This is a genomic window from Mesorhizobium erdmanii USDA 3471 (genome assembly GCF_000472705.1).
GTDB lineage: Bacteria > Pseudomonadota > Alphaproteobacteria > Rhizobiales > Rhizobiaceae > Mesorhizobium > Mesorhizobium erdmanii.
On the sequence record NZ_AXAE01000012.1, the window covers coordinates 188,580 to 201,437 of the forward strand.

Sequence of the window (12,858 nt, forward strand, 5' to 3'; positions counted from 1 at the left end):
GAGACGACCCCATCTGTCGCCTTCGGCGACATCTCCCCCTCAAGGGGGGAGATTCGCGCTCAGATCAGCTTCTCCAGTGTGATCGGCAGGTCCCTGATCCGCTTGCCTGTCGCGTGGAACACCGCGTTGGCGATCGCCGGCGCGATGCCGACGATGGCGAGTTCGCCGACGCCCTTGCCGCCGAGTACCGAGGCGTGCAGGTCGGGTATCCCGACCGAGATCACCTCGATGTCGGGAATGTCGGCATTGGTCGGCACGAGGTAATCGGCGAGGTTGTCGTTGACGATGCGGCCGTGGCGGCGGTCGACGATGCCTTCTTCCAGCAGCGCCTGGCCGATGCCCATGATGATGCCGCCCTTCCACTGGCTCTCGGCGAGTTTGGGGTTGTAGAGCCGGCCGGAATCCAGCGCCGACACCACGCGCGACACACGCACCGTGCCGAAATCCTCGTCGACGCGCACCTCGATGAAATGCGCGCACCAGGAGTGGCGGGAATAGTCGCCCTCGGTGTGCGGCACCGACATGGCGATGGTGGTGTAGTTCTTGTAGCGGTCCTCGGCCGTCGAATTGGCCGGCATGGTGTCGCCTTTTGCTTCGATATGGTCGCGGCCGACGCTGTTGAGCAGTTCGGCGATCGAGACATCGGGGCCGTCGCCGCGCGGCGAAGCGATGCGGCCGTTGGCGACGACCAGCGTATTGGCCTGCAGCGCATGGAAGGGCGAGCGCGGATCGCTGATCGCCAGACCCACCAACTGGTCGAGTGCCGATGTCGCGGCCTTGTAGACCGCACCGGTCATGACGCCGGCCAGCCGCGAACCGCCAGTGACGCCGGCGCGGGGAAAGCGGGAATCGCCGAGTTTCACCACGACATTGTCGGCCGGCACGCCGACCGTCTCGGCGGCGGTCTGCGCCAGGATGGTGTAGGTGCCCTGGCCCATGTCGATCGAGGAGCTTTCGACCTCGACGGAGCCGTCAGCAAGGATGCGGACAACCGCCTCGCCATAGGCGCGCCGCACCGGATAGGTGCCGGCGGCCACGCCCCAGCCGATCAACTGGTTGCCGTCGCGCATCGAGCGCGGTTCTGGCGAGCGCCTGGCCCAGCCGAAGCGCTCCGCGCCTGCTGCAAAAGCCTCGCGCAACTGCCGGGTCGACCAGGCTTTTTTGGCGTGCGGATCCTGTTCGGCGTAGTTGCGCAACCGTATCTCCAGCGGATCAATACCGACCTCGTAGGCGAGCTCGTCGATGGCGCTCTCGATGCCGAAGGCCGAAGGGTTTTCGCCCGGCGCGCGCATGGCGCCCGGCACCACGGAATTGACCCGCACGACATTCTGTTTCGAGGAGAAATTCGGCGTCGCGTACATGATCGAGGTGACCGAGCCCAGCGGCTCTACCCACATACCGTCCATGGACGTCTCGTTGACGCCGCGATGCACGATCGACTGGATCACGCCGTCACGGTCGGCGCCGATGGTGACCGTCTGCCGGGTCGCGGCACGGCCGCCATAGCCGGTAAAGGTCTGCGGCCGCGTCATCACCAGCTTCACCGGCCGTCTAAGCATTCTGGCGGCACACGCGGCAACCGCGCCATGGCTCAGCGCCAGCGCCTTGGAACCGAAGCCGCCGCCAATATAGGGCGAGACCAGCCGCACATTCCCGAACGGTATGCCGAACCATTCGGCATAGGTGCGGGCCATGCCGTCCAGCCACTGGCTCGGCTCCCAGACGGTGAGATGGTCGCCTTCCCAACGCGCGACCAGGCCATGCGGCTCCATCGGCGCCTGGTATTCGCGCGGCGTGTTGTAGGCGGCGCAGATGCGCACCGGCGCCGAGGCGAAGGCGGTCGAGGCATCGCCCCATTCCTTGGTCATGGCATCGATCGGAATGCCGTCGCCGGCCTTGCCGTCGCTGAGGTCGACGATGGAAGGCGTCTCGTCATAGCTGACCTTGACCAGGGCCGCCGCGGCGACCGCCTGCTCGAAGGTCTCGGCCACGACAGCGGCGACATGCTGGCCCGAGAAGGTGATGTCGCGCGCCAGCGGGCAGTAGGGCTTGTCGGGCGGCGGCGTGCCGAACCAGTCCGCCGCGGTTTTCAGGCTGATGATGGTGTCCGGCGTCAGCACTTGCAGCACGCCGGGCGCTGCTTCAGCGGCAGCGGCGTCGATGACGCGCACCTTGCCGGATGCGATCGTGCTTTCGACCAGCACGGCATGGACGAGGCCTTCGAGCTGCTGTTCGACGGCGTATTTGGCCGCACCGGTGATCTTGGCCGGGCCGTCGACGCGCGACAGCCGGCCGCCGATGGCTTCCGCCAGCGTGCCGTCGGAGGCGTCGCCCCGTTTTGATTGACCAACTCTGATGTTGTGAACGGTCATGCCGTCTCTCCCAATTTGAGGATGGCCCTGGCGACGACGCGCGGCGCGAGCTCGATCTTGTAGTGGTTGGCACCGTGGTCGACGGCGCCTTCGACGGAGAGCTGGCTGGCGGCGCGGACGGCTTCCGGCTCCAGCACCTTGCCCTTCAGAGCGTCTTCGACGGCACGGGCCCGCCACGGTTTTGTCGCGACGCCGCCGAGCGCGACGCGCAGGTCGCGGATGGTGCGGCCATCGGCTTCCAGTTCCAGCCCGACGGCGGCGCTTGCGGCGGCGAATTCATAGGATTGCCGATCGCGGATCTTGAGGTAGGTCGAGCGGCGGGCGGCGGCGGATCCGGGGATTTCGATGGCGGTGATCATCTCGCCGGGTTCGATCGCATGCTCCTTGTCGGGCGTGCTGCCGGGGAGCAGGAAGAAGTCGTCCACCAGAAGCTTGCGCTCACCCAGATGCATCGCCGCGTCGAAGGCGACGAGTGCCGTGGCGAGGTCTCCGGGATACATGGCGATGCAAGCGTCGCTGGTGCCGAGCACCGCATGGCCCCTGGTGACGCCGCCGATGGCCGAACAGCCGGAGCCGGGTTGGCGCTTGTTGCAGGCGGAAAAATTCGCCGGATCGCGGAAATAGGGGCAGCGCGTGCGCTGCATCAGATTGCCGCCGATGGTCGCCATGTTGCGGATCTGCGCCGAGGCTGCCTGCCATAGCGCCTCGGAGATCGCGGGCAAGCGGCTCTTGATGTCGGCGTGGTCGGCGACATGGCTCATCTTCGCGAGCGCGCCGATGGTGGCGCCGTGCTCACCGATTTCGATCCGGTCTAGCCCCTTGAGGTGAGTGATGTCGACCAATGTGTCGGGCTGGGCGACGCCGCATTTGGCAAGGTCGATCAGCGTCGTGCCGCCGGCCAAGAGCATTGCGCCGGGCAGGGCCGCCGCCTGGCGCGCGGTGTCGATCGAGCCGGCGCGTAGGTATGAAAAGTCCCTCATGCTGCGAACTCCTGGGCTGCCTGGCGCACGGCGGCGACGATGTGCGGGTAGGCGCCGCAGCGGCAGAGGTTGCCGGCCATGTATTCGCGGATCTCTTCATCCGAGCCGGCATGGCCCTCGCGGATGCAGGCCACCGCCGACATGATCTGGCCTGATGTGCAATAGCCGCACTGGAAGGCGTCCTGCTCGAGGAAGGCAGCCTGCACGGGATGCAGTTCGCCCTCCCGTGCCAGCCCCTCTATGGTGGTGATGGCGCGGCCCTCGGCTTGTGCCGCCAGCGTCAGACAGGCCAGCACGCGCTCGCCGTCGATATGCACGGTGCAGGCGCCGCACTGGCCATGGTCGCAGCCTTTCTTGGTGCCGGTCAGGCCGAGCCGCTCGCGCAAGGCATCGAGCAGCGTCACGCGCGGCTCGAGCTGCAATTCGTGATGGTGGCCGTTGATGTCGAGATGAACGGGGATTGTTGTTTTCGTCATGGGCGTCGGGCTCCAGCTGCTTGACGCTGATGGGATTGATTTCATGTCGGACAGGCGAGGGCCCGCCTGTCCGTCTCGTTGGAAAGCCAGGCGCCCGGCTTTCCGTCTGTTACGCAGTCTCCCTCAGGCCAGCAGGTCCTCGATGCGGATCGGAAAGCGGCGAGGCCGCACGCCGGTTGCATGCCAGACGGCGTTGGCGACCGCGCCGGCCGTGCCGGTGACGCCGATTTCGCCGACGCCCTTGATGCCGAGCGCGTTGATGTGAGGGTCGTCCTCATGGACCAGAAGCGCCTCCACCGACGGCACGTCGGCATTTACCGGGACATGGTATTCGGCGAGGTTGGCGTTCTGGATCCGGCCCGAGCGCCGGTCGGTGACGGCTTCCTCATGCAGCGCGAAGGAGACGCCCCAGATCATGCCGCCATAATACTGGCTCCGAACCAGCCTGGGGTTGATGACCCGGCCGGCGGCGAAGGCGCCGACCATCCTGGTGACGCGGATCTGCCCGAAATCGGGATCGACCTTCACCTCGGCGAAGACGGCGCCATGCGCGTGCTTGGCATAGGTCTCCTGGGACGCGGGATCCGGAGCGCCCTTGCCACGGCCTTCGACCTCGGTGAGACCGGCGCGGGTCAGGATCTCGGCATAGCTTTCGCTCCGGTTCTCATCGTCGCGGCGATACAGCCGGCCGCCGCGCGCCACCACGCCCTCATTGCCGGCGCCGAACAATGGCGAGGCCTTGTTCTCGGTGGCAAGGTCGGCAAGCTTGGCGACGACGGCGGCACCCGCATTGTGGATCGCCATGCCGGCCGTCGCCGTGTGGCCGGAGCCGCCGGCAATACCCGCATTGGGCAGGTCGGAGCTGCCGGCCCTGAAGTCGACCTGATCGATGTCGAGCCCAAGCCCGTCGGCGGCGATCTGGGCAAAGGCGGTCCAGGCGCCTTGCCCCATATCCTGGGCGCCGGTCTCCATCAGGCCGCTGCCATCGGCCCTCAGTACAGCACGCGCTTCGGCCTGGAACATGAGGGCCGGGAATGTCGCCGTGCCCACGCCCCAGCCGGTGAGGAAACCGTCGGCGTCGCGCATCAACCGAGGCTGAAGCGGGCGGCTCGCCCAGCCGAACGCCTTCGCCGCCTGACTGTAGCACTCGCGCAGCGCCTTGGAGGAAAACGGCTTGCCGGTCATCGGCTCGACCTCGGCATAGTTGCGCAGCCTGAATTCCAGCGGGTCCATGCCGCAGGCGTGAGCCGCCTCGTCGATGGCGCTTTCCAGCGCGATCGAACCGGTGGCTTCGCCGGGCGCGCGCATGAACAGAGGCGTGCCGGTGTCGAGCCGCACCGCCTCGTGCGAGGTGGCGATGGCCGGGCTGGCATAGAGCGTGTGCGAGGCGTCGGCCGCCGGTTCGAAGAAGTCGTCGAAGGTGCTCGACGCGGTCTTGGCGTGGTGGTCGATGGCGGTCAGCCGCCCCTGGCCATCCATGCCCATGCGCAAGGTCTGGCGCGTCGGCGCGCGATGACCGACCGGGCCGTACATCTGCTCGCGCCGCAGCACCAGCTTTACTGGGCGACCAACGAGGCGCGCCGCCAGGACGCCCAGCACCTGCGGCCCCGAAATCATGCCTTTCGAGCCGAAGCCGCCGCCGAGGAAGGGGCTGCGGATGTGGATGTTTTGCGGGGCGATGCCGAACAGGCCGGCTATGCGGCCCTGCGCCATGGCAAGGCCCTGGCTTGGCGTGTCGATCGACAGTCTGTCGCCATCCCAAGCGGCGACAATGGCATGCGGCTCCATGGCGTTGTGGTACTGGGCCGGCGTCTCGTAGGTAGCCTCGATCCGTGTCCTTGCCGATTTGAGGCCGGCCTCGACATCGCCCTTGTGCTGCACCGCCGGATTGCCGACGCCGACACCGCGCGGCACGAAGCTTTCGGCGTCGTCCAATCCGACGCGTGCCGGCAATTCTTCATAGCGCGGCGACAGCAGCACCGCACCCTCGGTCGCCGCTTCCAGCGTTTCGGCGATCACCACCGCGATGCTCTGGTTGGGGTAGCGAACCTCATCGTTCTGCAACAGATCGAGCCGGAACATGAAGGGATGGTCCTTGGCATCCGGATCCATCGCGAGCGCTGGCCGGTTCCTGGGCGTCATCACCTCGACCACGCCCTTGTGCGCCTTGGCTGCCTCGATATCCAGCGAGGCAACGCGGCCGCGCGCGATGCTGCTGACGGCCAGAACGGCATAGAGCATGCCCGGGGGATGGTTGTCGGCCGCGTAGCGCGCCGCCCCGGTGACCTTGAGAAAGCCATCGCGACGGGTCAGCGGCTGGCCGATGCTGGAGCCCTGCCTGAGATGGGCGGGTTGCTGGTTGAGGCCGAGTTCAAGCGTCATGGCGCGCTCCGGGAATGTTTGAGAACGGGGAGGCGGGCAGGGCTGGCAGCCGCTCGGGCGTTCCCGCCTGCGCGGATGTCAGCGCCCTGACCACGATGCGGCGTGCAAGTTCGATCTTGAACGCATTGTCGCCGGAAGGGCTGGCGTCGGCCAAAGCGGCATCGGCCGCGCTGGCGAAGGTCGCTTCATTGGCGTCGGCACCAAGCAGCATGGCTTCCGCGGCGCGCGCCCGCCACGGCTTGGCCGCGACGCCGCCCAGAGCCAGCCTTGCGGCGCGGATCTTGCCGCCATCGACGACAAGTGCCGCGGCGGCCGAGACGAGGGCGAAAGCGTAGGAGGTGCGTTCGCGGACTTTCAGGTAGCGGGCATTGGCGGCGAAGGAGGCGGCCTCCGCGGGCAGGCGCACGGCGACGATCAGATCGCCGGGCTCAAGCGCATTCTCCCGCTGCGGCGTTTCGCCGGGAAGCAGGTGGAATTCCGCCAGCGTGACGTGGCGCCGACCCTGCTTGCCCTCGATCTCGACGACGGCGTCAAGCGCCACCAGCGGCACGCAGAAGTCCGATGGATGGGTGGCAATGCAGGCATCGCTCCAGCCAAGCACGGCGTGCAAGCGGTTCTCGCCCCCAAGTGCCGCGCAACCGGCGCCTGATACACGCTTGTTGCAGGCGCTGGCGGTGTCGTAGAAATAGCTGCAGCGCGTGCGCTGCAACAGGTTGCCGCCGACGGTGGCAGCGTTGCGAAGCTGCGCGGAGGCACCCGACAGCAGCGCTTCCGCCACCATCGGATAGGCCTTGGCGAATGCCGCGTCATGGGCGAGATCGGCGTTGCGGACCAGCGCGCCAATGCGCAGGCCGCCATCCTCCAGCCTTTCGATGCGGTTGAGTTCCGGCAGCCGTGAGATGTCGACGATGCGCTGGGGGCTGGTGACGCCGCCCTTCATCAGGTCGAGCAGATTGGTGCCGCCGGCGAGATAGGCCGAACCGGGCTCGGCCGCCGCCGCGATGGCGTCGGGGATGGAGGCGGGCCTGATGTAATCGAAGTCTCTCATGCCGCGGTCCTCCGATCGGCTTTGGCAAGTTGCTCCTGGGCTTCCAGGACGGCCTCGACGATGCCGCCATAGGCGGCGCAGCGGCATATGTTGCCGCTCAGCCCCTCGCGGATGCGTTCGGGATCGTCGCCGGCCTGTCCCTCGGCGATCAGGCCGAGGGTGCTCATGATCTGGCCGGGCGTGCAGAAACCGCATTGGAAGCCGTCATGGGCGATGAAGGCGGCCTGCACCGGATGCAGTTCTTCGCCGTTGGCGACGCCTTCGATGGTCATGACATCGGCGCCATCATGGCTGACCGCCAGCGCCAGGCAGGAGTTGATGCGTTTGCCGTCGACCAGCACCGTGCAAGCGCCGCACTGGCCGCGGTCGCAGCCCTTCTTGGTGCCGGTGAGATCAAGCCGCTCGCGCAAGAGGTCCAGCAAGGTGACGCGTGGATCGACCTCCAATTCGTGTCTATGGCCGTTGATGGTGAGCGTGATGGGAAGGCTGGTCATGGGCGTCTGGCTCCAGTTTGCTTGACGCGGATGGGGCGTATGGGAATGAATTGGTGCCTTGCCGGAGAAGGGCAAGGTGACCTTCTGGTCAGGTGTTGGCTGAAGTGGAGGTGACGGCGGATTTCCCGAGAGGCAGGCGGGCAGGGGAGATGTCGGCTTGCAGGTTCGAAAGACGTGACATACCCGTTCCCCTTCTTATATGATAAAGGCACTCCACTAAAGCGGAGGCGCCTCCGTTTATTAGTTGGGAGCTGGCCCGGCCGGGTTCAAGCCCCCATATTTCGTTCGTGGAGAAAAAATTGGCCGCAGCCGGTATCGCCGCAGAGAACGCCGCAGTGGAAAAGCCGCTGCGCGCCGACGCGCGTCGCAACCGCGACCGGCTGGTCGAGGTGGCGGCGGCGGTGTTCGCCGAGCGCGGCATAGATGCGTCGCTTGAGGAGATCGCGCGCCGCGCCGGCGTCGGCATCGGCACGCTCTACCGGCATTTCCCGACACGCGAACACCTGGTCGAGGTGGTCTACCGCCGCGAGGCGGAGGCGCTGTGCGCCGCCGCCGGCGAACTCGGCAAAAAGCATGCCTCGGATGTCGCGCTGGAAGAATGGATGCGGCGCTTCGTCGACTACATCGCCACCAAGCGCGGCCTGGCGACCAGCCTGCGCATCCTCATATCAACCAATTCGACGCTGTTTTCCGACACGTCGGGCAGGGTGTCGCAGGCGTTGCGGCAACTGGTCGAGGCGGCGGTGGCCGACGGCACCATCCGCGGCGACGTCGACGCCTCCGATGTGTTGCACGCGCTGTCCGGCATCTATTCGGCGCCCGACACGCCGGAGTGGCGCGACCGTTCGCGGCGCTTGGTCAAGTTGTTGATGGACGGGTTGCGGTTCGGAGCAGGGAAATCCGCCAAGGCCTGATGATCCCGGCCACGATCGCCAGCCAGGCGAAAACCTTACATAAAGGTGCACCCGCTAGCCATGGCAGGGCGAGCCCGCACGTCGCGCTTGCAACCTGATTGGGACCGACGCCTATCCCGAGACTGCTCGATTGCCGATCGCGACGCCACCCCAGTCCTCGGGCGCGACGTCGGCGATCGACTGTGAGAACGTCCAGTGGTGGCCGGCGAAGTCGCGACACGAATACTGGCGCTCGCCATAGGGAAAGCTGGCCGGCGGGCTCAGGATCACGGCACCGTAGCGGGCGGCTCGTTTGTGATGGGCATCGACATCGTCGACACGCACCATCACCGCGAACGGCGCGCCGGACTGCTCCGGCATCGGTTCGCCGGGCTTCGATCCGGTGACGACCACCGCTCCGTCGCCGAAGCCGAGTTGGTGGCGGTGGTTGGCGATGATCAGTCGCGGTTCGAACCCGAGCACCTGGCACAGCCAGCGGCTGGCGGCCTCGACATCGGGGTAGGACAGCACGGGTATGACCGCGCCCGGGGGCATCGAGCGATTGGCGATCATCTCATTCTCCATGGTGTTCCGCGCAGGGGCGATCCAGGACGGATTCTTCCGCCTCAACTGTAAGGCGACCAGCACTGCTGGCGAGGCCCGTTATAGGGCTGGTAGCTGTTGTCCCAGGCACGGTAGGAAACGTAGCGCCCATAGCACCAGCGTACATGCGCCGCTTCCAGACGGAAGGCGGAAGCCGGCGGCAATGGCGCGACGGTTCCGGCCGCGACACCGGCGGCAAAGGCGGCGGCGGGGAACCAGTAACCGTTGTAATACCGGTAGCCTGGCCGCACACCGACGTAGCCGCGATAGCCGTTATAGTAATAGCCGCCGCCGACGACGTAGAAGCCGCGCCGAAACCAGACGGGCGTCGGCGCGGTGGTGACCGATGCCGGGGCGGAGGCCGGCACGACCGGCAGGGCCTGGGCCGGCGAGGCCAGCACCGTAGCTCCAACCATCAAACCGCAAAATACCTTGATTGTCCGTTTCATCTTTTCACTCCTGTGGATGGGGTCGAAGGGTCTGGGGATTATTGACGGCGGAGCGCCCGCAGTTCGGAGATCGACAGCGCGCCATCGCCGTTCGTGTCCGCCTGCAGCAGCCGGTCGGGAATGAAGGCGGCAAACTCGTCGCGCGAAATCTTGCCGTCGCCGTTGCGGTCGATGCGGCCGGCCTCGGCCTGGAAACCGGAGAATTGCGCCGCCTGGAAGTCGGGCTTCGCCTTGACCTGTTCCACGGCCGCGCGCACTTCGTCCGCGTCGAGCAGGCCATTGTGGTTGGCATCCATCCGGTCGAACATGACAGCCCGCGCGGCCCGGATCTCACTGAATTCGAGCTTGCGGTCGCCGTTGGTGTCGATGCGCCGGAAGAGTTCCCTGGCGCCGCTGCCTTGCGCCGCACAGGCGCTGCCCGCGCCGAGCAGCAGGCCGGCAAAGGCGATGACGATCTTGTTCATGCTGGTCTCCGCATTGAATCGGATGGTCCGCCGCGGACCGTCCTAGCAGAGCCTTCTACGCAGCGCCGTCCGCGCTCCTACGCGGTGTGCGTCGATTTTTCGTGGCGCCGCCGGCGCTATGGCCGATCCCTGCCGCTGGCGATTCTGATTCGGCAAGAATCTTCCGCGTCGAGCGTAGGGTCCGGCCTCGTGCTGCGTATCGGTCAGCAGTCGTCCCCGACCTGACCACGAAAGGATCATCATCATGAAACGCTCAGCACTCATTGCGGCTCTGCTCATGGGGCTTACACCGCTCGGCGCGGCGCAGGCACAGGACATGCCAGGCCAGCGCATCCTGCAACGCATCGACACCAATGGCGACGGTGCCATCTCCAAGGACGAGATGGCGGCTGCCCGCGAGCGCCTGTTCAAGCGACTCGACCGCAACGGCGACGGCGTCATCGACGAGAAGGAAATCGAAAGTGCCCGTCAGGCGATCGAGGACCGTGCCGAGGTAGCACAGGCGCGGCTCGCCAACCGCTGGCGGCGCATGGACGCCAATGGCGACGGCAAGGTGTCAGAACAGGAATTCGCCAGCAGCATGCCGTTGTTCGACCTCGTTGATCGCAACGGCGATGGCAAGCTTTCGGCGGACGAGATCGCGACCGTCCGCAAGCTGCTAGCCGAGCGTGCCAACTGACCCGCAATCATTCCCTTTACAAAACAAGGAGTACGACATGTTGTCTTCAGTAAAAATCCCGGGTCTGTGCGTCGGCACGATGCTTGCCTGGTGGGCCGTTTCGCCGGCCTCGGCCGAGGAGTGGCAGCGTCCGACCGTGCATGGCGGCGAGATCAGCCGCAGCGTCGGCAAGGACGGCGATGTCTATACAGGCTCGACCATCCGCACCGGTCCGAATGGCGGCACCTACACGTCCAGTTCCAAATGCCTGGGAGGCGTTGTTGACCGCTGTGCCAGAAGCTATTCTGGCACCGGGCCGAACGGGCAGTCCTTCTCCGGCAAGCGGGTGTCGGCGCGCGGGCCGTTCGGGGGCCGCTCGGCCGGCAGCTTCACCGGCCCGAACGGCAACACGGTCCATGGCTTCCGCCGCTGGCGGCGCTGAAATCTGGTGCGATGGATTTGAACCCGAACTTCGTTTCTGTGCCGCCCCGGATCGGATTCGTAACGCCGGCAGTCTCGCCCTTGGGTGCGCGCCGCCGTGTCGATTGACCAGCCCCGAGTCGATGACGACCTTCTGGCGCGCATCGCCGCGGGTAGCCAAAGCGCGCTGTCCGAGCTCATCGCCCGCCATGGCCGCGGGTTGCGAATGTTCGCGGCGCGTTATCTCGGCAATGCAGGCGATGCCGAGGATGTGGTGCAGGAGGTGTTCGTGACCGTCTGGAAACAGGCCGCGCGCTTCGATCCTGCCAAGGGGCGGGCTTCGACCTGGCTCTACCGGATCACCGCCAACCGTTGCATCGACCAGCGTCGACGCAGGGCGCTACGCGGGTTCATCGGGCTGGACGACATAAGGGACGAGGTCGCTTCGCCGGAGGCGGATGCCGAAGCGACGACCGCTGCGCGGCAGGAACTCGCGATCGTGCGCGATGGGCTGTCACGTCTGCCGGAGCGGCAACGCATGGCGGTGCTGCTGAGGGCCGTCGGCGACCTCGACATAGCGGCGATCGCCGAGGTGATGGGCAGCAGCGTCGGCTCGGCCGAGCAATTGCTTGTCCGCGGACGGCGCGCGCTCAGGGATCATTTGGCAATGGCGGCCGCGGGCCGCGGAAGGGAGTCCTCATGACACGGGACGAATTCGAACGATGCAGGCGCCGCTTCGGCGATACCGTCGAGGCGTGGCCGGCGCCTTTCCGCCAGCAGGCGCTGGCCCTGATGGCGCAGGAGCAGAACGACGATCCGGATGCCGCGCTCGATCGCCTCGTGCTCGAGGCGGCGCAGGCCGACGGGGATGACCACGCACTGGCGCGCAAGGTGCTGGCTCGTATCGACGCCGGCTCGGCGCGCCCGTTCTTCCTGTGGCGTCCGCTCTTGAGCCCGGCCGGGCTCGCGGCCTGCACCGCCGCGGCCCTCGTGGCGGCGACGTTGGCGGGCTACCAGGTGGCGCGGCTGCAGGACGATCCGGCCGATACGGAACTGCTGGCGCTGGCGTCCGGTTCATCGCTGGCCGATGCCGGCGGTGTCGTGGCCGATCCGGAAGGGGAGGGCTCGCTTTGAAGCGTTCCTGGATATTGGCCGCGACGTTGGGCCTGCTTGCCCTTTCGCTGGCCGTCAACTTCTTCCTGGTCGGTTACGCCATGCATGGCTTGCGGCAAGGCGCGGCGGCGCGTGTGCTGTTGTCGGAGATTGCCAGCAGCTATCCGCCGGAGGTGAGGAAGGAGTTCCGCGACGTCCTGCGCGGCAACCGCGCGCGTACCTTCCAGGCACTGCGCGACCTGCGCAGCGCGCGCGCCAATCTGGCGGCGGCACAAACAGCCAAACCCTTTGACGAAGTGGCGGTGAAGGACGCGATGGGAACCGTGCGCAGCGCAACCACCAACCTTCAGGCGACCATGCAGGACTATCTCCTGACCGCGCTGAAGAATGTCAACGCCAAGCCCGCCGTGGGAGGTTGAGCCGCGACGGCCCTACTGGCGGCACAATCGTCGCCGACCTATGTCGATGTCCGACCTTTGGCGAAACCGATCGCGAAGTTGCAGCAA

Annotated in this window: 15 protein-coding genes; 6 read left to right on the plus strand and 9 right to left on the minus strand. The window is 66.7% G+C overall.

Features of this window, described 5'->3' with window-relative positions; translation table 11 throughout:
- Positions 1–59: 59 nt before the first annotated feature.
- From A3AU_RS0108275 to A3AU_RS0108300, 6 genes are all read right to left on the minus strand, one after another.
- Positions 60–2,372 (minus strand): xanthine dehydrogenase family protein molybdopterin-binding subunit, encoded by a 2,313-nt coding sequence (locus tag A3AU_RS0108275; RefSeq protein WP_027052379.1) that lies wholly within the window; start codon positions 2,370–2,372, stop codon positions 60–62.
- Positions 2,369–3,352 (minus strand): FAD binding domain-containing protein, encoded by a 984-nt coding sequence (locus A3AU_RS0108280; RefSeq protein ID WP_027052380.1) that lies wholly within the window; start codon positions 3,350–3,352, stop codon positions 2,369–2,371. Before A3AU_RS0108280 ends, A3AU_RS0108275 begins: the two co-directional genes overlap by 4 nt.
- Positions 3,349–3,828, minus strand: a complete 480-nt coding sequence (locus A3AU_RS0108285) for a (2Fe-2S)-binding protein (protein WP_027052381.1) — start codon at positions 3,826–3,828, stop codon at positions 3,349–3,351. Before A3AU_RS0108285 ends, A3AU_RS0108280 begins: the two co-directional genes overlap by 4 nt.
- 123 nt (positions 3,829–3,951) lie before the next feature.
- Positions 3,952–6,210 carry a xanthine dehydrogenase family protein molybdopterin-binding subunit gene (locus A3AU_RS0108290; protein ID WP_027052382.1) on the minus strand — a complete coding sequence of 753 codons (2,259 nt, stop codon included), beginning with the start codon at positions 6,208–6,210 and terminating at the stop codon, positions 3,952–3,954.
- Complete coding sequence (locus A3AU_RS0108295) at positions 6,200–7,258, minus strand: FAD binding domain-containing protein (protein WP_027052383.1); 1,059 nt, start codon at positions 7,256–7,258, stop codon at positions 6,200–6,202. Before A3AU_RS0108295 ends, A3AU_RS0108290 begins: the two co-directional genes overlap by 11 nt.
- Positions 7,255–7,752 (minus strand): (2Fe-2S)-binding protein, encoded by a 498-nt coding sequence (locus tag A3AU_RS0108300; RefSeq protein WP_027052384.1) that lies wholly within the window; start codon positions 7,750–7,752, stop codon positions 7,255–7,257. The genes A3AU_RS0108295 and A3AU_RS0108300 overlap by 4 nt, the downstream gene beginning before the upstream one ends.
- Positions 7,753–8,039: 287 nt before the next feature.
- Here A3AU_RS0108300 and A3AU_RS0108305 point away from each other — a divergent pair, with 287 nt between their 5' ends.
- On the plus strand, positions 8,040–8,666 hold the full coding sequence (locus A3AU_RS0108305; RefSeq protein ID WP_027052385.1) for a TetR/AcrR family transcriptional regulator: 627 nt from the start codon (positions 8,040–8,042) through the stop codon (positions 8,664–8,666).
- A 111-nt stretch (positions 8,667–8,777) separates the two neighbouring features.
- Here A3AU_RS0108305 and A3AU_RS0108310 read toward each other — a convergent pair whose 3' ends face one another.
- The 3 genes from A3AU_RS0108310 to A3AU_RS0108320 are packed head-to-tail and all read right to left on the minus strand — an operon-like array spanning position 8,778 to position 10,161.
- Positions 8,778–9,218 (minus strand): VOC family protein, encoded by a 441-nt coding sequence (locus A3AU_RS0108310; protein ID WP_027052386.1) that lies wholly within the window; start codon positions 9,216–9,218, stop codon positions 8,778–8,780.
- Positions 9,219–9,271: 53 nt separating this feature from the next.
- Positions 9,272–9,697, minus strand: a complete 426-nt coding sequence (locus A3AU_RS0108315; protein WP_027052387.1) for a BA14K family protein — start codon at positions 9,695–9,697, stop codon at positions 9,272–9,274.
- 38 nt (positions 9,698–9,735) lie between these two features.
- Entirely contained in the window at positions 9,736–10,161 is a 426-nt protein-coding gene (locus tag A3AU_RS0108320; RefSeq protein WP_027052388.1) for an EF-hand domain-containing protein, read from the minus strand.
- 244 nt (positions 10,162–10,405) lie between these two features.
- On the opposite strand from A3AU_RS0108320, the gene A3AU_RS0108325 reads away from it, so the two are divergent.
- The 5 genes from A3AU_RS0108325 (at position 10,406) to A3AU_RS0108345 (ending at position 12,771) form a co-directional block, all read left to right on the plus strand.
- A complete protein-coding gene (locus tag A3AU_RS0108325) occupies positions 10,406–10,840 on the plus strand; it encodes an EF-hand domain-containing protein (RefSeq protein ID WP_027052389.1) in 435 nt (144 codons plus the stop codon).
- A gap of 37 nt (positions 10,841–10,877) precedes the next feature.
- A complete protein-coding gene (locus A3AU_RS0108330; RefSeq protein WP_027052390.1) occupies positions 10,878–11,261 on the plus strand; it encodes a hypothetical protein in 384 nt (127 codons plus the stop codon).
- Between the two features lie 84 nt (positions 11,262–11,345).
- The gene (locus A3AU_RS0108335) at positions 11,346–11,942 is read left to right on the plus strand and encodes an RNA polymerase sigma factor (protein ID WP_027052391.1); all 597 of its coding nucleotides are present in this window, start codon (positions 11,346–11,348) and stop codon (positions 11,940–11,942) included.
- Positions 11,939–12,373: a hypothetical protein gene (locus A3AU_RS0108340; RefSeq protein WP_027052392.1), complete on the plus strand. Its 435-nt coding sequence runs from the start codon at positions 11,939–11,941 to the stop codon at positions 12,371–12,373. Before A3AU_RS0108335 ends, A3AU_RS0108340 begins: the two co-directional genes overlap by 4 nt.
- The gene (locus A3AU_RS0108345; protein WP_027052393.1) at positions 12,370–12,771 is read left to right on the plus strand and encodes a periplasmic heavy metal sensor; all 402 of its coding nucleotides are present in this window, start codon (positions 12,370–12,372) and stop codon (positions 12,769–12,771) included. Before A3AU_RS0108340 ends, A3AU_RS0108345 begins: the two co-directional genes overlap by 4 nt.
- Positions 12,772–12,858 lie beyond the last annotated feature (87 nt).

Coding starts and splice junctions, on each gene's coding strand:
- A3AU_RS0108280 (WP_027052380.1), bottom strand. CDS start 3,352: ATGAGGGACTTTTCATACCTACGCGCCGGCTCGATCGACACCGCGCGC.
- A3AU_RS0108275 (WP_027052379.1), bottom strand. CDS start 2,372: ATGACCGTTCACAACATCAGAGTTGGTCAATCAAAACGGGGCGACGCC.
- A3AU_RS0108315 (WP_027052387.1), bottom strand. CDS start 9,697: ATGAAACGGACAATCAAGGTATTTTGCGGTTTGATGGTTGGAGCTACG.
- A3AU_RS0108325 (WP_027052389.1), top strand. CDS start 10,406: ATGAAACGCTCAGCACTCATTGCGGCTCTGCTCATGGGGCTTACACCG.
- A3AU_RS0108295 (WP_027052383.1), bottom strand. CDS start 7,258: ATGAGAGACTTCGATTACATCAGGCCCGCCTCCATCCCCGACGCCATC.
- A3AU_RS0108340 (WP_027052392.1), top strand. CDS start 11,939: ATGACACGGGACGAATTCGAACGATGCAGGCGCCGCTTCGGCGATACC.
- A3AU_RS0108300 (WP_027052384.1), bottom strand. CDS start 7,752: ATGACCAGCCTTCCCATCACGCTCACCATCAACGGCCATAGACACGAA.
- A3AU_RS0108285 (WP_027052381.1), bottom strand. CDS start 3,828: ATGACGAAAACAACAATCCCCGTTCATCTCGACATCAACGGCCACCAT.
- A3AU_RS0108310 (WP_027052386.1), bottom strand. CDS start 9,218: ATGATCGCCAATCGCTCGATGCCCCCGGGCGCGGTCATACCCGTGCTG.
- A3AU_RS0108320 (WP_027052388.1), bottom strand. CDS start 10,161: ATGAACAAGATCGTCATCGCCTTTGCCGGCCTGCTGCTCGGCGCGGGC.
- A3AU_RS0108290 (WP_027052382.1), bottom strand. CDS start 6,210: ATGACGCTTGAACTCGGCCTCAACCAGCAACCCGCCCATCTCAGGCAG.
- A3AU_RS0108330 (WP_027052390.1), top strand. CDS start 10,878: ATGTTGTCTTCAGTAAAAATCCCGGGTCTGTGCGTCGGCACGATGCTT.